This is a genomic window from Streptomyces sp. LUP30 (assembly GCF_001746365.1).
GTDB lineage: Bacteria > Actinomycetota > Actinomycetes > Streptomycetales > Streptomycetaceae > Streptomyces.
On sequence record NZ_MJAJ01000019.1, the window covers coordinates 42,055 to 60,832 of the forward strand.

Annotated in this window: 12 protein-coding genes and 1 pseudogene; 6 read left to right on the plus strand and 7 right to left on the minus strand. The window is 67.6% G+C overall.

All coding sequences use genetic code 11. The annotated features are described in order from the left end of the window. Positions 1 to 77: 77 nt before the first annotated feature. The 3 genes from BG482_RS17845 to BG482_RS17855 form a co-directional block, all read right to left on the minus strand. Positions 78 to 1,121 (minus strand): LacI family DNA-binding transcriptional regulator, encoded by a 1,044-nt coding sequence (locus tag BG482_RS17845; RefSeq protein WP_069770046.1) that lies wholly within the window; start codon positions 1,119 to 1,121, stop codon positions 78 to 80. Between the two features lie 491 nt (positions 1,122 to 1,612). Beyond that, on the minus strand, positions 1,613 to 2,713 hold the full coding sequence (locus BG482_RS17850; protein ID WP_069770047.1) for a LacI family DNA-binding transcriptional regulator: 1,101 nt from the start codon (positions 2,711 to 2,713) through the stop codon (positions 1,613 to 1,615). Positions 2,714 to 2,916: 203 nt separating this feature from the next. Further along, entirely contained in the window at positions 2,917 to 3,930 is a 1,014-nt protein-coding gene (locus BG482_RS17855) for a hydroxyacid dehydrogenase (RefSeq protein ID WP_176741406.1), read from the minus strand. A gap of 322 nt (positions 3,931 to 4,252) precedes the next feature. Here BG482_RS17855 and BG482_RS17860 point away from each other — a divergent pair, with 322 nt between their 5' ends. Beyond that, the gene (locus tag BG482_RS17860; protein ID WP_069770049.1) at positions 4,253 to 5,956 is read left to right on the plus strand and encodes a carboxylesterase/lipase family protein; all 1,704 of its coding nucleotides are present in this window, start codon (positions 4,253 to 4,255) and stop codon (positions 5,954 to 5,956) included. A gap of 363 nt (positions 5,957 to 6,319) precedes the next feature. Here BG482_RS17860 and mmuM read toward each other — a convergent pair whose 3' ends face one another. Next, positions 6,320 to 7,261, minus strand: coding sequence for a homocysteine S-methyltransferase (gene mmuM / locus BG482_RS17865; protein ID WP_069770050.1), 942 nt, complete (start codon positions 7,259 to 7,261; stop codon positions 6,320 to 6,322). Between the two features lie 403 nt (positions 7,262 to 7,664). Continuing rightward, positions 7,665 to 9,869, minus strand: coding sequence for an autotransporter (locus BG482_RS17870; RefSeq protein ID WP_069770051.1), 2,205 nt, complete (start codon positions 9,867 to 9,869; stop codon positions 7,665 to 7,667). Between the two features lie 883 nt (positions 9,870 to 10,752). On the opposite strand from BG482_RS17870, the gene BG482_RS17875 reads away from it, so the two are divergent. Further along, the gene (locus BG482_RS17875) at positions 10,753 to 12,162 is read left to right on the plus strand and encodes an RICIN domain-containing protein (protein WP_069770052.1); all 1,410 of its coding nucleotides are present in this window, start codon (positions 10,753 to 10,755) and stop codon (positions 12,160 to 12,162) included. A gap of 10 nt (positions 12,163 to 12,172) precedes the next feature. Here the strand turns inward: BG482_RS17875 and BG482_RS17880 are convergent, their stop codons facing one another. Next, positions 12,173 to 13,849 (minus strand): rhamnogalacturonan lyase B N-terminal domain-containing protein, encoded by a 1,677-nt coding sequence (locus BG482_RS17880; protein WP_069770053.1) that lies wholly within the window; start codon positions 13,847 to 13,849, stop codon positions 12,173 to 12,175. 190 nt (positions 13,850 to 14,039) lie between these two features. On the opposite strand from BG482_RS17880, the gene BG482_RS17885 reads away from it, so the two are divergent. The 4 genes from BG482_RS17885 to BG482_RS17900 all read left to right on the plus strand — a co-directional run bounded on the left by BG482_RS17885 (position 14,040) and on the right by BG482_RS17900 (position 18,435). Continuing rightward, positions 14,040 to 15,083, plus strand: a complete 1,044-nt coding sequence (locus BG482_RS17885; RefSeq protein ID WP_069770054.1) for a rhamnogalacturonan acetylesterase — start codon at positions 14,040 to 14,042, stop codon at positions 15,081 to 15,083. Between the two features lie 90 nt (positions 15,084 to 15,173). Continuing rightward, entirely contained in the window at positions 15,174 to 16,928 is a 1,755-nt protein-coding gene (locus BG482_RS17890; RefSeq protein WP_069770055.1) for a DUF2264 domain-containing protein, read from the plus strand. A gap of 180 nt (positions 16,929 to 17,108) precedes the next feature. Further along, complete coding sequence (locus BG482_RS44015; protein ID WP_069770056.1) at positions 17,109 to 17,480, plus strand: VOC family protein; 372 nt, start codon at positions 17,109 to 17,111, stop codon at positions 17,478 to 17,480. Between the two features lie 163 nt (positions 17,481 to 17,643). Continuing rightward, positions 17,644 to 18,435: an isocitrate lyase/phosphoenolpyruvate mutase family protein gene (locus BG482_RS17900; RefSeq protein ID WP_069770057.1), complete on the plus strand. Its 792-nt coding sequence runs from the start codon at positions 17,644 to 17,646 to the stop codon at positions 18,433 to 18,435. A gap of 7 nt (positions 18,436 to 18,442) precedes the next feature. On the opposite strand, the pseudogene BG482_RS45235 reads toward BG482_RS17900, so the two are convergent. Beyond that, positions 18,443 to 18,672 (minus strand): annotated as a pseudogene (locus tag BG482_RS45235) (TetR-like C-terminal domain-containing protein); the annotation flags it as partial. Positions 18,673 to 18,778 lie beyond the last annotated feature (106 nt).

Here is an 18,778-nt window from a genome sequence, read left to right on the forward strand (position 1 = left end):
GGGTGCAGGACGGTGACGCCGGACGCCGGGTATGAGTGTGAACGGGGGGACAGCCGAAGCGGGACGGACGTGAATCGTCAGGCCCGCGGCGGCGCGGTACTCGCCCGCTGCACAAGCCGAGTCGACAACTCTGTCCGGGTGCCCTCCGGTCGCTCTCCGTCCATCATCCGCACCAGCATGCGCATCGCCGTCGCCGCCATCTCCGCGAGCGGCTGACGGACCGTGGTCAGAGCCGGGGCGGTCCAGCGGGATTCCGGCAGGTCGTCGAAACCGACCACGCTGACGTCGTTCGGAATGCGCAACCCCCGTTCCACCAGGGCACGGTAGACACCCAGGGCCATGCGATCGGAGCAGACGAACACGGCTGTCGGCGGCGCGGACAGGTCCAGTAGCTCAAGCATGCGACGGTATGCGACGGACTCGTCGAAGCTGCCGTCACGGAGGTACTCAGGGCGTTGCGCGACGCCGGCCGAGGCCAATGCCGAGCGATAGCCGGCGACCCGAGCGCTGCTGCACATCTTCCGTCTCGGTCCGGTGATCACCGCGATGCGTTCGTGGCCGAGTGTCAGTAGATGTTCGGTCGCCGTGACCCCGCCCTGCCAGTTCGCTGCACCCACCGACATGACCCCGGGGGGAGGCTCCAGAACAGGATCGATCATCACGAACGGGATGCGATGCTGCTCCAGCCAGGCATATTGAGAGCCCGTCAACTCCGCCAGGTTGAAGAGGACTCCCGCCGACCCACGCACGGTCAGCTTGTCCAGCCAGCCCCGTTGCGGTCGTCCGCCGCGGTTGCGGGACAGAGCGGCAGAGACGACCAGGTCCAGACCGGCGTCGTGCGCCGCCTCCTCGACGCCGCGGAGGATAGCGCCCGACCGTGGACTGTCCAGGGCGTGCACCACGAGGTCCACCAGGCGGGGCGGTTTTGACGCGTCGAAGCGAGGTCTGCGTACGTATCCAAGCCGGTTCAGTGCCTCCGTGACTCGGCGCCGAGTCTCAGGAGCGACATCCTCACGCCCGTTGACCACCTTGGACGCGGTGGGAACGGACACTCCCGCCTCTCGGGCCACGACCGCCAGGGTCGGACCGGCCGTCATGCTCGCACTCGCCGTGCGCACCATTGGGAACCACCTCTCCGGCCCGCCCGAGGGTCAGCGAAAGTTCGATCAGCGCCATTTGAGAGCCATGCAGAAACAGACGACTCACAGAAAGCGCTTGCTATCCTAGGTGTGCCTCGGCATGGCGGGAAGATGCTGGATGAAACGGGATCATGGCCCTCCCGTAAGGCTCATGCCTGCGGGGACCCGTGGGCGGCCCTTCGGAAAGCGACGCGTGTAACGGAAGTGGCAGTAATCGGTTGCTGTACCGGCTGTCGAACTCTTGGCGAGATCGAAAGTGGTGCAGAAACGATTGCATCGACACGGCATGCGGTTCCACCGTCGAGCGGCGGGGGCGGTGTAGAGGCCAAGAAGGGTGTGCGCAGGCCAGTAGGTTTGCGTTGAGGTCCGAAAGGCCGCGCTCGCAGGCTCCGGTCGGGACCTGCACCCTTGGCGAAGCGGGAAGAAAACGCCTATGAACTGCTCCTGGGGCAGGTCTGGACAGACGCCGTGACTCACCGGCGCCGCTTCGGGGGGCGCACCGAGTCCCGCACGACGACATGGGTTCCCAGCACCAGGTGCTCGGCGTCAGAACATCGTCGCCCTGCTGCGGCCGCGGCGCCCCTCCGTCGGTCCGCCACCGCGCGGAGAGCCACTCGGCCCATCTCCTCGTAAGGCACGTGCACCGTGGTGAGTTGAGGGGTGAGCTGAGATGCCAGCGGGATGTCGTCATAGCCGGTGATCGACACGTCTTCGGGCACCCGCAGTCCCGCCGCACGCAGCGCCTGCATGGCGCCCGCGGCGACGATGTCGGTACCGGCGAGTACCGCAGTGAAATCCGACGTCTCATGCAGAGCCGCTTCCACTGCCGCGTACCCGTACGCGTCGTCATAGGGGCCGTGCCGCACCAGCCCCCGGTCGAACGGCACCCTGTACGCCGCGAACGCTCGACGCACGCCGCCCAACCTCCCCTGGGCAGTGCTTAGTTCAGCGGGACCAGGCAGGACCAGGATGCGTCGATGCCCGGCCGACAGCAGATGGCTGGCCATGGCATAGGCGCCGGACTCGTTGTCGTAATCGACGGTCGTGGCAGGGACGTCGCCCTGCAATGCGGGCCTGCCGACCAGGACCAGATGCGAGCCGGCAGTGTCGAGGGAACGGGCGAAGCGGGCCATGCGCAGTTGGTAGGCGTCGTGGTCGTAGGCGCCGCCCAGCAACACGACGGCGGCGACTCCCTGTTGCCGCATCAGGTTGACCATGGCCAGCTCACGTTCCGGATCGTCGCCGGTGGTTCCGACCAGCGACAGCCAGCCGCGCAGTGTGGCCGCGCCCTCGACGCCCTTCGCGATGTGGGCGAACGCCGAGGCGGTGACGTTGTTGATCAGTATCGCCACCGTCGGTGTGCCCGCCCCGGCCAAAGACCGTGCGTGCGCGTTCGTCACGTAGTCCAGGTCTCGCACGACCTGCATCACACGGCCGCGCACTGTTTCGGAAACGGGGTAGTTGCTGCCCGACAAAACGCGGGAAACGCTTGCGACAGACACACCGGCGCGCTCCGCCACGTCCCTTATGGTCACCCGGCCGACTGCGTCACCGGTCGCCTTGCGCTGACTCACGTTGCGGCTCCTTACCGTTGTGCCACCTCGGGCGCATCGGGGCCACGGCCTTGGTCGACGGCGTGGCCTGATCACCGGACGGGCGGGCTTGGCCCCCGTCGGCTCGGGAACCGTATCCCGTCGCCATGCCAGGTGAATCGGCCTGTGGATAACCCAGGTAACAGCTGAAATCAGCTCGACGAAGGTCCCTGCCGACCGCGACGTCAGGCCATCCTGGCCAGGTCGGCGTGGCGTACCTCATGGGCGAGAGGCAGCCCGTCGGCCAGCCGTTCCAATTCCTCCACGACGATACGACCGAGTCGTTCCAGCTCGTTGCCGAGGGATCCGGCGATGTGAGGGGTCAGAAAGACGTTCGGCAACCGGTAGAGAGGGGAGTCGGCCGGCAGCGGTTCCGGGTCGGTGACGTCGAGCACTGCGTGCAGTCGGCCGGAGACCAACTCGTCGGTGAGGGCGGCGTGGTCCACCAGCGCACCCCGCGAGGTGTTGATGAGTACGCCGCCGTCCCGTATCAGGGCGAGGCGGGCGTGGTCGAGCATGCGATGTGTTTCGGGGATGTCCGGCGCATGCAGACTGACGATATCGCTGCGCAGAAGGAGATCGTCCAAGGAGACCGACTGCGCGCCGAGTTCGGCGGCCTCGGCCGCGTCCACGTACGGATCGTGCAGCAGGACGTCGAAGTCGTAGGGGCGTAGCAGTTCCAACAGGCGTCGGCCCACACGCGACGCGCCGATGACGCCTACCCTGCGGCCGAGATTGCCCGTGGCCGCGGTCTCGACGGGTGTCGGCTGGGCGTGGGTGCGACGAAACCGCTCACGGTGAGCGAAGACGTCTTTTCCGGCCAGCAGAATCATCGCGAGGGTGTACTCGGCCACCGGGACGGCGTTGCCGATGACCGCACTGGAGACGGTCACCCCCCGCTCCCACATTGCCTCGCCGACCAGTGAGCGAACCGAGCCCGCGGCGTGGAGCACCGTGCGCAGCGAGGGCGTCGAGGCAGCGGCGCCCTCTTCCAGGCGGGGACAGCCCCAGCCGGTGATCAGGACCTCGGCGCCGGCAAGTGCCGTTGCGGCCGCGGGATCGGAGAAATCGCGTACGACAAGTCCGGCGTCGATCTCGGCTGTGCGGTGCAACCGGGCCATCAAGGACTTCGGGAACAGCAGGGGGAGGTGCACCGGATCCATGGCGAACACGGCCCTCGGCAAGGAGGCGCTGGGCATGACTCTCCTGGGGTGCGTAGAAACTGGTAGGAAGCGCTTTCTGTAACCGCCTTCTACCGTAGATCTGGTCTCCAGGAACGGTCAATCGGTCGAACCGAACGGTCGAACCGAACGGTCGAAGCGGAGACTGCGACCGGCTCTATTTCGGCACACTGGCGTACGCCGAACGGCCCTCTCACAAGCTCCTGCACCGGAATACCGGGCGCTGCTGTGGTGCTCTGGTGTTACCGGTGCGCGAGCGCGGCGAAGGGCTGGTGGGCAGGTGGCAGCAGACCAGACGGATCTTTCGGGTGACGCCCGGGGGCAGTCCGACTCTCACCCCGTGGTCAGGACTCCCTACGGGGCAGTCCGCGGGAGACACGAGCACGGCATCGCCGTCTTCCGGGGGATCCCCTACGCGGCACCCCCCTTCGGGCCGCTCCGGTTCAGGCCGCCTGTCCCGCCCGAACCCTGGGACGGGGTGCGCGATGCGGGTGCCTTCGGCCCGACGCCGCCCAAACCGTCGTACTCAGAGGCCTTCGCGCAGTACCTGTCCGACCCTGTCGTTCCGGGTGACGACTGCCTCAACCTCAACGTGTGGACCCCCGAACCCGTGTCGAGCGCCCGGCTCCCCGTCCTCGTATGGCTGCATGGCGGTGCGCTGACCAGGGGTTCTTCAGCGGTCCCCGTCTACGACGGATCAAAGTTCGCGCGTGCTGGAATCGTTTTCGTATCGATCAACTACAGGCTCGGCGTGGAGGGCTACGGACTTTTCCCGGACGCCCCGGCCAACCCGGGGCTGCGCGACCAACTCGCCGCCCTGGAATGGGTCAACCGAGCGATCGAACCCTTCGGCGGAGATCCCGGCAGCGTCACCTTGGCGGGCCAGTCCGCAGGTGCCATCAGCGTGGGCGCACTGATCGCCGCCCCCCGGGCACAAGGGCTCTTTCGGCGGGCCGTCCTGCAGAGCGGCCCCCCAGAGGCCTTCGAGCGGGACAAGGTTCGGCGCATGGTCCGCCGAATGGCGAACCGCTTGAAGATCCCCGCCACCGCCGAAGCCTTCGCAGGCGTCGACCGCGACGTGCTGCTGAGCACCCAGGCCGAGGTCGGCAGGCTGAGCAGTCCCGTGCTGGGCGGCCCCGCCTTCGGCATCGTGGTCGACGGCGATCTCGTCCCGCAAGATCCCCTGCAGGCCCTCGTCGACGGAGCCGTGGCCGACGGCGTCGACCTGCTCATGGGCTGGACACGGGACGAGCACCGGCTCTGGCTGGTGCCGGGGGGTCTGCTGGAGCACATCGACCGGATGGGTCCGGTCGCTCTCGCCGGAGCTATGGCCCGCTGCCACTGCGGCCATGAGGTGCCGCGCGGCTACCGCGCTCTGCACGCCAAGGCCGGCACCGCCGATCTCGTCGGCCAGATGGTCACCGACAAATTGCTGCGGCTGCCGCTGCGGCAACTGGCCGATGCCCGTCCCGGGTCGTCGTACGTGTACGAGTTCGCCTGGCCCTCGCTGCGCCCTGGACTCGGTGCCTGCCACGCTCTGGAACTCGGTTTCGTATTCGATACCGGTGAGACGCCCGAGTCCGCGAAGCTCGCCGGTGACGGAGCGCCGCAGGCGCTCGCCGACACGATGCACCAGGCGTGGACACGGTTCGTGACGACAGGCAGCCCGGGCTGGGAGGCCTGGGGCACAGCGCATCCGGTGCGCGTCTTCGGAGGGGGGCGGGATGCGCTCGGCGGAGTTCCTCACGAGGTCGACGGAGGCAAGACGACGGTACTCGACTGTGTCGGTACCCCGGACGACCGTCGGCGCACGGAGCTGGACAGCATGGTGCCCGCTGCCGCCGACATGGCCTACACCGCATACGGCCTGCGTGACCGCGAGTTGGCGCTGTGGACGACGGAGGACGCAAGAACAGTCGTCCCCGACGCACCCGTCGACGGGACCGCGGCGCGGGACACGTTGCCAGGCAGGGCCGCACGCCGCGCAGAGTTGAGATCGGCGGTGCGGCGACTGCGCCGAGCCGGAGGGGTGCGCGGGCGCTGAACATCGGGTCACCCCCGCGCGCAGGGGGGGGAACGGTACGTAACGTGTCAGTTATGGGTTACCTCGGCATTCCGTTCGCGCGCGACCTGCTCCAACGCTGACCACGATGCCCCCTGGGGGGCGATGGGATGACGAGGCATGCTGTCGGACCGACGCCAGGCGCACCTCCTGGATACCGCGAGATACCGCGACCAGCGATGAGGGGTCTGTTCAGCCGTATCCACCGGGTACCGGAAACGTGTACCCGTGAGCGCAGCTTCGCAGACAGCCGCTGCGGCGCGGTCGAGGCGCCATCCTCCAGCGGAATACGACAGCGACCGCTTTCACGGCGACGGACGTCAGCGGAAGCCGACTGAACAAGGCCTACCCACGGGACAGGGTCCGCGCGATCGAGGCGACAGCCTCGGGACCGACGCGGCAGCAACCGCCGATGAGGCGGGCCCCCGACTCGTGCCAGCCCAGTACCTGTTCGGGAAGGAAGGAGGAACGGCCGTTCCAGGCGCGGGTCTCCGCGTCCCACGCTTCGCCGCTGTTCGGGTAGACGACGACGGGTTTGCCCGTCACCCGCGCCGCGGTTGCCACGGCGGCATCGACGTCCTCGGGCGCGCAGCAGTTCACGCCGACCGCGATCACCTCATCCGCGCCGCCGGCCAGAGCGAACGCTTCTTCCAGCGGCTGCCCGGCGCGGGTACGGGCCCCGGTGATCGAGTACGAGAGCCAGACCGGCACACCTAGTCCCCGTACAGCTCGCAGCAGTGCCTCGGCCTCGTCGGTATCGGGAACCGTTTCCAGCGCCAGCACGTCAGGCGCGGCGGCGGCCAGCACCTCCAACCGGGGACGGTGGAATCGCTCCAGTTCCTGGACGCTCAGGCCGTACCGGCCTCGGTATTCGGAACCGTCTGCGAGCATCGCTCCGTACGGCCCCACCGACGCGGCAACCCACAGCGGGTGCACGGCCCCTCTGCTTTGTGCTCGTCGGGCTGCATCTCGAGCCAGCTCCACGCTCAGCGTAAGCAGCCGTGCCGCATCTTGGCGGCCGATACCTCGCTTCGCGAATCCCTCGAACGTGGCCTGGTAGCTGGAAGTGATCGCCACGTTCGCACCGGCCTCGAAGTATGCGAGATGGGCCTCGACGATCGCTTCGGGGCGTTCGGCGAGCAGCCGCGCCGACCACAGCTCGTCGCTCAGGTCATGCCCGGCGGACTCCAGCTGGTTCGACATGCCACCGTCGAGGACGACGGCTCCGGTGGTGAGAGCCGAGCTGAGAGAGGTCTCCGCGAGCGGGAAAGGGATGTCGCTGGTCATGGCACGACGCTAGTCGAAGGGACGACGTACAGCCCGATGAGTCCAGTGGGTGAGCAGGAGGAACACATCGTGGGATGAATGCTCTCTGGCTGTTGCTCCTGCTCCTGCTCCTGCTCCTGACTGCGACTGGGCTACAGCTGTGCGGACTGGTGTTCGTTGGCAGTCGTTCAGCTGTAACCGATTACTCCCGTTCTTTCTGGCCATGATCGCGAAGGCGTGCGGTCCCTGTTCGGGCCCTTCGAGGGGGTCCCGAGGATCTGTTGCAGTTGGCGCTGTCACGCACCGCACGTGCCGCACCCCGGGAGTGATGAGCCCCGCACATCGTCTCGGCCGGTGCGGTGCGGTGCGGTGCGGTTACGTGGGGCCTCGCTGGTATGCGCTCCTGCCGGCTTGAGTTCGGGATTCATCCCTTGGGCGCCGAGTGTCGGCCGCCCCGATTGCGCGGTCCGCTCCGTGACCGCCTGGTCTTGGGGACCAGCAGAGCACCGAGCAAGCCGGCTGTCAGCACGTACGGCCACCACCCGAACGCGCCGGACCCAACCGCGTCGGCGCCGCGCGTCTCGGCGGTGATGGCTCGAGAGGAAGGCCTCGTGCCGGCGCTCGCCGAAGGTGTTCCGGCCGCGGCGGTCAGCACGACGTCATTGCCGTCCCCTCCCTTGTAACTGATCCGGTACACGGTGTCGTCGAGTTTCACCTCGGCACCCTCACGCAGGCCGTCGAAAGTACCGCTGACGGGTGTGCTCCCGGTGTGATTCAGGACAGTGATGGTGCGAAGCGGACTGCTGCCGGTCGTTTCGGAAGCTCTGCTGGAAGGGGTATCGGCCTTTTGCGAGGTGGAAGATCTATCGAAAGCGGTGCCAGAATCCTTTGCAGCGGTGGCCGTCCCTGCGCCGGACAGGTCGAGTCCGCCGGCCAGAGTCACCTTGCCTGCCACCGTCAAGGGTGCTTTGCCCAGGACCAGTTGGCCTTCGTCGTGCTGTGTGTAGGCTCCAGTGATCGTCAGGCCGCCCGTGACGACGCCCTCGTTCGTCATGGTGCCGCGCACGGTTCCCTTGCCGTTGAGCGTGCTCGTCACCCGCAGCGGCGAGTCGCCCGCGTCCAGCTGCGCTGCTGCGGACGTCAGCCGGATCGTCCTGCTGTTGGCCAGCGTCGCCCCGTTCTCGAGCGCGAGGGTTCCCCGTTCGACTGTGGTCGTTCCGGTGTACGTCACCGCCGACCCGGTGAGGGTCGTCGTCGCGGCCCCGGACTGCACGAGAGAGCCGCTGCCTCCGAGACGGGACAGTGAAACCGCCTTCTTGGCGTTGCGCACTACCAGTGTGCCGTCGTTCACGATCCGGCGCCGGTCGGTTCCGGTGAGTAGAGAGCCGTCCCCCTGCGCCGACCCGAGTCGCAGGACGGCTCCCTTCTGCACAGTCGTCGAACCGTCGTAGTACTGCTCGGCCGCGAAGGTGACGTCGTTCCCCTTCGTCCCGGCGATGACGACGTCGCCGGCGCCGGGTGCTGCCAGCGTGTCGTGGTACTTGCCGCCGCCGATCGGCGCCCCCAGGGTGACCGGGCCGTCGTAGTCGAACGTCAGCAACGACCGCCGTCCGCTGGCCTCGTGCAAGTTGATGTAAACGGTGTCCTTCGTTCCCGGCATGAAGATCTTGTGCGTGGTGCCGTCCCCCCACTGCAGATTGGCGCCCTCGATGTTCGTGCCGCGCTTGTTCAGCTGGTGCGGGATCGCGCGCCAGTTGAGGCCCGGGTCGCTGAGCGTGGGCGCAGTGTCGCCACCCTGGTCGCTGTAGCTGTACTGGCCCGTGAGGACGACCTTGCTGCCCGGCCGCGTGTGCACGTTGACGTCGCTGCCGTACTGCCGTTGGTAGAAATCCTGGCGCAGGGTGATCGTCTGGTATAGGGGGGTGTCGATGATCCAGGAGCCCTGGTTGAGGATCGCTCGGGCGTTGGGCAGTGACACGGGGTACTCGGGACGGCCGACCGCCATGCCCGTGCCGTTGTCGATGACGCCGGCGAAGGGGTGCGTGCCGGCCAGGTCCAGAGTGCCCCACATGTTGCGAGGTTGGGTGACCAGGCCGGAGCCGCTGATGGTGCCGATGTTGAAAGTGCGGGTCAGTGACAGGCGGAGCGTTCCGTCGACGCGGATGTTGAGCTGGTTGAGCCGGTAGCCGGGAGTGTCGTACGGGAAGTGCCCTATCAGCCCTGTACCTCCGCCGGTGCCGTACTGCAGCGTTGCTCCACGCTCCACGGTGATCGCCGGCGGATCGGGCGTCTTGACCGTCGTGTACGGGTGGTTGCCCCCCTGCGTGCGCACCGCCTGTCGCCGGCGTGCGGTGGGCAGGGTGAAATCGCTGTCCTTGCTCAGAACGAGCGTCCCCCCGCCGCGGACGGTGAGTGTTCCCTGACCGCGGAACACACCGCTGTACGTCGTCGTCCCGGCAGGCACGGTCACCGCCGAGTCGCCGGTGAGCGTCACGTCCCGGTTTGCGAGCACGTCGGCGGTGATGTCCCGGACGCCGACGGCCATGGCCGGGGGACCGATGGCGAGGAGGGCCGCGACGGCCGCGAGGGCGCCGGTGGCCGCGGTTGAGGTGTGAAGAGGGCTGCGCACGTTACGGAGACGCGCCAGGTCGAGACGGATAACAGAAAAGTTGCTTCTCCCGTCTGCTGGCCGACTCTCAAGACCCAGAAAATCCCCGTCCGAGCGGAAAGTCCTCGAAAGGGCTTTCCATCAAGTCCCGTCAGACCCGTTGACCTGCTCGTAACACGCCCTTACCTTTTCGGCGTTCGCCATTTCACATGTCGTTCGCAGTCCCGAACGCGCCCCTCTCGAGAGGCAACCCTTGTAGGCCGACCCGCCCTCCCTCCGCAGTGCTGATCCGTAGATCGACCGTCAAAGCGACGGCGTCTACGACGCGACAACGATCCGCCCCCGACATGACCCGAGCGCCCCGCGTCGCTTCCGGACGTGCCAGGACCCCCACCGCACCCGAATCCGCATCTGGTCGGCCCCCTACGCAGAGCCGGAGCGAAGGACGCATCCGACTGTGCGCCGGCACTCCGTCGTGTCGACGACTGCCGTACAACCGCTGTGTCGCACCAGCGCCCACCGAGAACGAGCCGGTGATCGCGCCCGGGTCCTGGAGGTCGCCGACTCGGGAGCGACACACGGGACTTGGTCCGGGAAGGCCACGGGCGCCCGTTCCAAGTGGCCGTTCCCCGTACTCATCGTCTGCGAGTCCGGTGGCGTGCACGGACCTTGACCTTCTTCGTTGACTGACCAGGACGGTGGGTGAGACCGGTGAGGCCGAGGACGGTGAGACCGGCGGCCTGCTCCACCACGCCCGCCAGGCAGCGAAGTCGACGGCTCTCCCTGAGTGGTATCGACCTCTACGCCCCGACCCCCACATCACGAACCCAGCGCTCGGCCGCCGCCGGCGGGCATCCGACTTCGGCGCTCCGGTCGCTGACACCCCTGAAGGAGAGTGCGTGAGATGCGACGTGCCTACGCGACCCTGCTCGTCCTCTGTCTGGCGCTGATCGGCGCCTTCACCACTGCGGGACCCGTCCAGGCGGTGCCCATGACGATCGTCAACGGCACACAGTTCACTGACACTTCGGGCAGTCCGGTACACGCCCATGGTGGTGGTGTTCTCAAAGTCGGCTCCTACTACTACTGGTTCGGCGAGAACCGCAACGCCGACAACACCTTCCGGTATGTGGACGCTTACCGTTCCACCGACCTGAAGAACTGGGAGTTCCGCAACCACGTCCTCACGCAGTCGAGCGCCTCCGAACTGGCCACCGCCAACATCGAGCGACCCAAGGTCATGTACAACGCCGCCACCGGCAAGTACGTCATGTGGATGCACAAGGAGAACGGTGTCGACTACAGCGAGGCCCGGGCTGCCATCGCCGTGTCGGACACCGTCGACGGGAACTACGCCTGGCAGGGCAGCTTCCGTCCGCTGGACCAGCACATGTCCCGGGACATCACGGTCTTCGTGGACACCGACGGCACCGGGTACATGGTCTCGGCCGCACGCGAGAATTACGACCTGCAGATCTACCGACTGACGGCCGACTACACCGGTATCGCAAGTCTTGTCGCCGATCCCTGGCACGGAGGTCATCGGGAGGCGCCTGCACTGTTCAAGCGGAACGGCGTCTACTTCATGCTCACCTCGGCGTCTACCGGCTGGAACCCCAATCAGCAGCAGTACGCGACGGCGACGTCCCTCGCCGGCCCGTGGACGGCCATGACCGACGTCGGAGACTCGACGGCGTACGGATCGCAGGCCGCTTACGTCCTTCCCGTTCAGGGGACTTCGGGCACGTCCTACCTCTACTTGGGCGACCGCTGGGGCAACTCTTTCGGCGGCACCGTGAACGACTCCCGTTACGTCTGGCTGCCGCTCGCCTTCCCCGCGTCCACCTCTCTGTCGATGTCGTGGACTCCCGAGGTCACCGTCGACACGGCCGCCGGAACGGTCACCGGCACGAGCGCCACGTACAACACGCTCGTCGCCCGGCACAGCGGCAAGTGTGCGGACGTCACGAGCCAGTCCCTGTGGGCAGGAGCCCAGATCAAGCAGTACGACTGCAACGGCGGAAACAACCAGAAGTACTGGTTCAAGTCCGTCGGAAGCGGTTACTACCAGTTGATCGTCAGGAACAGTTCTCTGTGCGTGCAGGAGAACACGAGCACCGTCACCCAGGAGGACTGCGATGCGGCACGCACCGACCAGAACTGGTCGCTGACGACGTCTGGGAGCTACGTGAACGTCAAGTCGAGGGCCAGTGGCAAGTGTCTGGACGTCAACGGCGCATCCACCGCCAACTCGGCCGCCATCATCACGTACGCGTGTAACGGAGGCACCAACCAGCAGTGGACGCTCGGCTGATCAAAGTCCGTTAGATAAGCAGGTCGATGGCGTCGATCGAGGTGCCCGCGCTGAGGTAGGAGGTCGATCCCGAACCACTCACCACGTTGATCTTCAGCACGTTGTACTGGCTGGTGTCCGTGCGCCAGGCACTCGCCGGAACGCTGTAGGTGAACGTGTGGTTGTTCCCCCGGTAGGACCCGTTCGTCAGGGACCGAGTGTTCGGCTGAGTGGGTGGGGAGGGGATGGCCGAGGTCCAGGTGTCGTTGACGACGACCTGTGGACGGCCGTTCGCGTAGGCCGTCGTCACGCCGATGCGCAGGGTGTGCGCGGCGGCGGCCTGGGCAGCGGTCAGCTTGAAGTAGACGAGCAGACCGCTGTTGACGTCCTTCCAGATGTAGCAGGGAAACGCCGCAGCCTCGTTGCCGCTGCCGATCACCACGTTGCCGGTCCAGGCGGAGGCCCGTACGTCCGAGGGGTGCGCGTACGTCATGAGGCCGGCGTTCTTGAAGCCGCTCGGCGTACCGGTCCAGTCGTTGATGCGCCAGATCACGCTCGCGTTGCTCGGGTCGTTCGAAGAGGGGATGGCGATCGAGTTCACGGTGGTCGTCCCGCCTGCGGACACGGTCACCTGCGTGCTGTACACGGCGAGCTCGCTCTTGTGGACGGTGAGGGTGTACATCCCCGGCAGCACCCCGGCGATCGAGAAGTAGCCGTCGGACGACCGTGCCGGACCCCAGTACTGCGCTGCCGCGTTGGCGAGGCCGACCGTATAGGGGTAGGCCGTGTTGCGGCCGGTGATGCCGACCCCCGCGACCCGGCCGCGCCCGCCGGCTCCGACGTAGCCGGAGATGCCGAGCGAGTCGGCCCAGGAGGTGGTCAGGTTTCCGGAGAAGAGCGAGGAGGAAGGTGCGCCGCCGTCCGTGAAAGCGATCACGTATGGGCCCTGGAGGCCGAAGCGTTGCTCCTCGGTCTGGTTCTGGCCGTAGTAAAGGATTTCGTACAGGCCTCCGCCGTCGGCGCTCTGGTGGCGCAGGAGGGAGCGGTAGAAAGGCCCACCAGAAGCTTTTTCGTGGTTGCTGCGTACGATCCACAGACCGACACCGCCGGTGGTCCAGCCGATGTAGTCGTAGTCGATGACCCGCAGCTTGGAGTAGTGCTTGGAGCGGGTCTGACCGTCCGACTTTGCGAAGACGTCGGAGGCCTCGACCGTGCGGGTCGTGTACGTGTACGAGTCGGGCTCGTCGTTGAGGAACCGGCCCGCCTTGACGCGCACGATGTAACGGGTTGCGGAAACGGACGCATCGGCCTTGTTGGTCCACAGGTAGATGTTGTTCTCGCCGCTGCGGGCAGCGTAGTAGTGCCGGAGAGTCCCGTGCGTGACGGAGATCAGGATCGTCGAGCCGGACCGTGCGATCGTCACGGTGGAGCTGCCGAGGCCCGACTCGATGTGCGAGTTCATGCCGCCGTAGCCCTGGTATTCGGTGCCCCGGTAGATCAGCGAGGTCAGATCGCCGGTGGCCTTGCTGACCTTGAAGACCAGGGCGGCGCCGGTGTCGACGACGTAGTTCGAGCCGTCGTCGGTGTAGCCGAACGCCGCCGCGGCGGCAGGGACGGCGAGCGGCCCGGCGAGCGCGGCCGAGCTGGCGGCGGCGCCGAGGACGAAGGTGCGGCGTCGGACCGGCCTGCGGCTGTCGGATCCGGACATGAGGGTGCCTCCTTCGAGAGGTGTGGGGGTGCGGGTGCCTGAGAGAGTGACAGTTGAATCGATTTCGCGAAAGGGCTTTCACCCGTGCGAGATAGGCAAGCTTGCGAAATCGGTCCCGGGTCTAGAAAGCGCTTGCGGGAGGCGGTACCGTCCAGCCGCCAGCCCTGTTCCCGTGACGGAGGAGCCGCAAGTGAGACGTTTCACCGTGGCCGTAATTGCGGCGCTGACCCTGACGGCCGGTCTGACGGCCGCACCCGCATCCGCCCACGGCGGTCGCGCGTCCCTGGGCATCGACCACTGCACTGCCACCGCATGCCACTTCGACGTCCCTCCCGGCTCCTACGACGTGAAGGTCGTCCTGGGTGGCGACGGCGCTTCGAGTACCAGCGTCACCGCGGAGACACGGCGCGCCCTGCTGCCCGAGACCGCCGCCCCCGCCGGCGCGCGCATCGCCCGGAGCTTCACGGTCGACGTCCGCACCCCCGAGGGTGAACCGACCGGCGCGGACGGCACCCCCGGACTGGACCTGGCGCTGGGCGGCTCCGCGCCGGCGCTGGCCGACATCGCAGTCACTCCCGCCCGGCACGTCCGGCAGATCCTCCTCATCGGCGACTCCACCGTCTGCGACCAAACCGCCGAGCCGTACACCGGCTGGGGTCAGCAGCTTCCGCAGTACCTGCGCAGGGGGATCTCGATCGCCAACTACGCCGATTCCGGCGAGAGTACGGTCACGTATCTGGGGAACCCACAGCTGTGGGCCACGGTTCAGCCGCTGATCCGCCCCGGCGACCTCGTCCTGATCCAGCTCGCCCACAACGACAAGACGACCGACGAGACAACGTACCGCGCGAACCTCGAGACACTGGTGGCAGGGGTGAGGGAGAAGGGCGGTCGGCCGGTCCTGGTGACCCCCATCGTCCGACGTTGGTTCAATGCAGACGGGACGCTGAACAACGCAACGGCTCTGCTGATCAACGGACTTGGTGTCGACCACCCGGCGGTGATCCGCTCGGTCGCCGCCACGCACGGCGTCCCGCTGATCGACCTGACGGCCAAGACCAAGGCGTTGGTGGAGACCCTGGGCGTCGAGGGCTCCAAGGCGCTCTACCTCTACAACGAGAAACGCGACAACACGCACACCTCCCTGCACGGCGCGACGGTCTACGCGGGCCTGGTCCGCGACGAACTCGTCGCCCGGCATCTGGTGCCGAAGGGCGCCGTGCGGGTGGGATGAACGCCTGGGGGCGCCTCGACCGGAACCGGGACGCCCCCAGGTCCTGACATCCCAGGCCCCCGACCAGGTCGCAGAAGAAAGAAACGACAGATGCACCTTCCCCCGCCCGATGCCGCCCGCAGCCCCCGCACCGGATACACCCGCGCCCACTGGCAGGCAGCCGCCGACGCCCTGCTCACCGCGGTGGAGCCCTATGCCACCGACGATCGTGCTCTCTACCACTTTCCCGGCTCCCGGGAGAGCTGGTCCGGTCGCCTGTCCGACGGACTGGAGGGGTATGCCCGCACGCTTCTGCTGGCCGCCTTCCGGCGCGACGAGACAGCGCTGGAACGCTACGCAACCGGTCTCGAAGCAGGCGTCTCCGGCATCTGGCCCCGCATCGAGGACCGGAGCCAGCCCCTAGTCGAGGCCGCATCGATCGCCCTCGCACTACGCCTGACCCGTCCACTGCTCTGGGACCGTCTCGACGACGGCGTGCGGCAGCGCGCGGCAGCCTGGCTCGGGGATGCGCTGACCGCCGAACCGTGGCCTTGCAACTGGGAGCTGTTCCCGGTCACTGTAGGCGGTTTCCTGGAGGCGGTCGGTCACCGGCAGGAGGCCTCCCGCAAGGCGATCGACCGCGGCCTGGAACGCATCGAGCAGTGGTATGTCGGGGACGGCTGGTACACCGACGGGCCCGGCCGTGCCCTCGACTACTACAACGGCTGGGCGATGCATCTCTACCCGGTCCTGCACGCCTGGCTGGCCGACGACCCTGATCTGCTCAGCCTCTACGGAGGCCGGCTCAAGACGCACCTTGCGGACTATGCGCGCCTGTTCGGCGGCGACGGAGCGCCCCTGCATCAGGGTCGCTCCCTCACCTACCGGTTCGCCACCACCGCGCCGCTGTGGCTGGGCGCCCTGACCGGCCACACCCCGCTGCCACCCGGCGAGACCCGCCGTCTGGCCTCGGGCGCGTTGAGGTACTTCCTGGAGCGGGACGCGGTCGACGATCAGGGACTGCTGACGCTCGGCTGGCACGGATCCGACGAGTCGGTTCTGCAGGGTTACTCGGGACCGGCCTCTCCCTACTGGGCGAGTAAGGGCTTCCTCGGCCTGCTGCTTCCGGCGGACCACCCGGTGTGGACTGCACAGGAGGAAGCAGGTCCTGCGGAACGGCAGAACGCGGTTACACCTGTTGCCGGCCCCAACTGGCTTCTGCAGTCGACGAGTTCCGACGGCCTGGTCCGCTTGCACAATCACGGAAGCGAGGACGTCCGTTACGACCCCTTCTACACGCGCTTCGCTTACTCCACGGTAACCCGGCCGTTGATCTCGCCGCCGGACAACTCCGTCACCGTCGGGGGTGATCCGCACCGCGCGGGCATCGTCCCTCTCGGGGTCGGGGAGGGCTGGGCGGCCTCACGCCATGCGCTGAGGTCCGGCGCCGACCTCACTAGCCTGGTGGTGGCCGAGGGCGCGGTGGAGGTTCGGGCGCATCTGGTGTCCGGCGCGGCCCCGGGGACGGCCGTACATGTCACGGGATGGGCGCCGGCGGAAGGCGGAAACGAACGGGCCGAGCTGGTGGGCGTGTACGGCCTGACGGGCGACTCCACGCTTTCGGGCGCCGTGGGAGCCGGCCCGACGCTCTTCGTGGCCCTGGCCCGCCTCACCGCCGAGCACAACCCCCTGGCCCTCGCCGAATACGTGTCCGTAGAGGTGAAGGGGGCGACCGTCGATGACTCCCACGACGTCCATGACCTGACTGTCCGCTGGTCGAGCGGCTCGGAGCAGCGCTTCCGCTTCGGCCGCACGGCCCCGGACGAGGGGTCGGCCACGGCATCGTGGTCGGTGGCGCCTCGGTGAGTCCCGTCGCGCAGGTCGGCCTCACGGGGGCCGACGCACATGCCGGACGGTGTGCCTTGAGACCCCCAGGAACTTCCGAGAAACGAGTGGTTGGTCCGTGCTGCACGGCACCGCGTGGGCGTCGGCGTCTCTCGAAGGATTCCCGTTGCGGTGCGTAACCGCTTCCACAAGAATCCACGCATGACTTCTGCCCTCCGGCATGTGACGATCGACTGTTCCGACGCCTACGCCCTCGGTAGCTTCTGGTCCGAGGTGCTCGGACTGTCTCTCCACCAGGACGACAAACCGGGCGACGAGGAAGCGCTGATCGAGGATGCGGGCCTGCTCTTCGTCACGGTCCCGGAGGTCAAGAGCCAGAAGAACCGGATCCACTTCGACCTGCAGCCGCAGGACCGTACCCGCGAGGAAGAGGTCAAGCGCCTGCTCGCCCTCGGCGCCGTCCTCGTCGACGACCACCGGAAACCCGACGGCACGGGGTGGGCGGTCCTGGCCGACCCGGAGGGGAACGAGTTCTGCGTGGAACGCAGTGCGGGGGAGCGGGCGGCCGGATGAGACAGGGCGGTGGTGCGGCACGGGAACGGACTGTGCGGCACGGATCACCCTGACAGACGGAGACGGAGACGGAGACGGATACGGAGACGGAGACGGAGCCGGACATCGGCCGACGGTGTCTGTTCGGCGTCCGCCGAACAGACCCGCGCCTACCGTGAGCGGCATGCCTGCACCCGGTGCGACCTTGAGCCCCTTCTCCGACCTTCACCACGCCGACGCTCCGCTTCTCCTGCCCAATGCCTGGGATCACGCTTCTGCCGTGGCCATGGCACGGCAGGGCTTCCCGGCGATCGGCACGACGAGTCTGGCCGTGGCCGCGGCGGTGGGACTGCCGGACGGAGCTGCCGCGACTCGGGACGAGACGCTGAAGCTGGCGCTGGTCCTTGGTTCACAACCTTTTCTGTTGTCGGTCGACGCTGAAAACGGTTTCAGTGAAGATCCGGGTGCGGTGGCCGAGTTCGCACGTCAGCTGGCGGCAGTGGGCGTGGTCGGTATCAACCTCGAAGACGGGATGGGAGCGGTCGATCGGCACGCTGCGAAGATCACGGCCGTCAAGTCAGCCGCACCCGGCTTGTTCGTCAACGCGCGCACGGACACGTACTGGCTCGGTGAACACGATGGAGGCGAAACGCTGTCCCGGCTCGACGCCTATCAACAGGCCGGTGCCGACGGTGTGTTCGTCCCCGGGCTGGCCGATGACCGGCAGATCGCCGCGCTCGTCGCCAGGCTCGACGTCCCACTCAACGTCTTCTACTCGCCGACCGGGCTCACGGTCTCCCAACTCGCCGACCTGGGCGTAGGCCGCATCAGCCTCGGCTCGTACCTTTACCGGCGGGCTCTCGGCGCGGCGCTGGAGGCCCTGGACGAAATCGGTGAGGGACGTCGTGTCGGCGGTCGTACGCCGACGTACCAGGAGACCCTGAGTCTCAGTGCCACCGCGCCGCCACGTTCCTGACGTGACGCTACTCCCCGGGCCCGGTCTCCCACGACCAATGGGTGAGTGCCATGTGCAGCGCGTCGACCGCGTTGTCCCACGACCGCTGCACGTCCCGCGGAGCGCCGAAGCCGCCGCCGGTTCCAGCAGGCAGTAGCCGTGAAACGTGCTTCGCATCAGGCGGACGGCATCGGTGAGGCCGGGCTCGGCGATGCCGTAGGCGCGGAGCATCCCGTAGGTGATCTCGCTGGTCCGACGTTCTCGAAACCGTTTTCGTCGACCAGCTCGGCGGCGGCCTCGACCAGGCGGTCGGTGGTGAGGCCGCCGCGTGGCCTGGGGACGGCCTTGTGTACTGGACCGACAG

Bases quoted from the DNA above. Each gene is read 5' to 3' on its own strand.
- BG482_RS17845 (WP_069770046.1), bottom strand. From the start codon at position 1,121: ATGGTGCGCACGGCGAGTGCGAGCATGACGGCCGGTCCGACCCTGGCG.
- BG482_RS17855 (WP_176741406.1), bottom strand. From the start codon at position 3,930: ATGCCCAGCGCCTCCTTGCCGAGGGCCGTGTTCGCCATGGATCCGGTG.
- mmuM (WP_069770050.1), bottom strand. From the start codon at position 7,261: ATGACCAGCGACATCCCTTTCCCGCTCGCGGAGACCTCTCTCAGCTCG.
- BG482_RS17875 (WP_069770052.1), top strand. From the start codon at position 10,753: ATGCGACGTGCCTACGCGACCCTGCTCGTCCTCTGTCTGGCGCTGATC.
- BG482_RS17880 (WP_069770053.1), bottom strand. From the start codon at position 13,849: ATGTCCGGATCCGACAGCCGCAGGCCGGTCCGACGCCGCACCTTCGTC.
- BG482_RS17890 (WP_069770055.1), top strand. From the start codon at position 15,174: ATGCACCTTCCCCCGCCCGATGCCGCCCGCAGCCCCCGCACCGGATAC.
- BG482_RS44015 (WP_069770056.1), top strand. From the start codon at position 17,109: ATGACTTCTGCCCTCCGGCATGTGACGATCGACTGTTCCGACGCCTAC.
- BG482_RS17900 (WP_069770057.1), top strand. From the start codon at position 17,644: ATGCCTGCACCCGGTGCGACCTTGAGCCCCTTCTCCGACCTTCACCAC.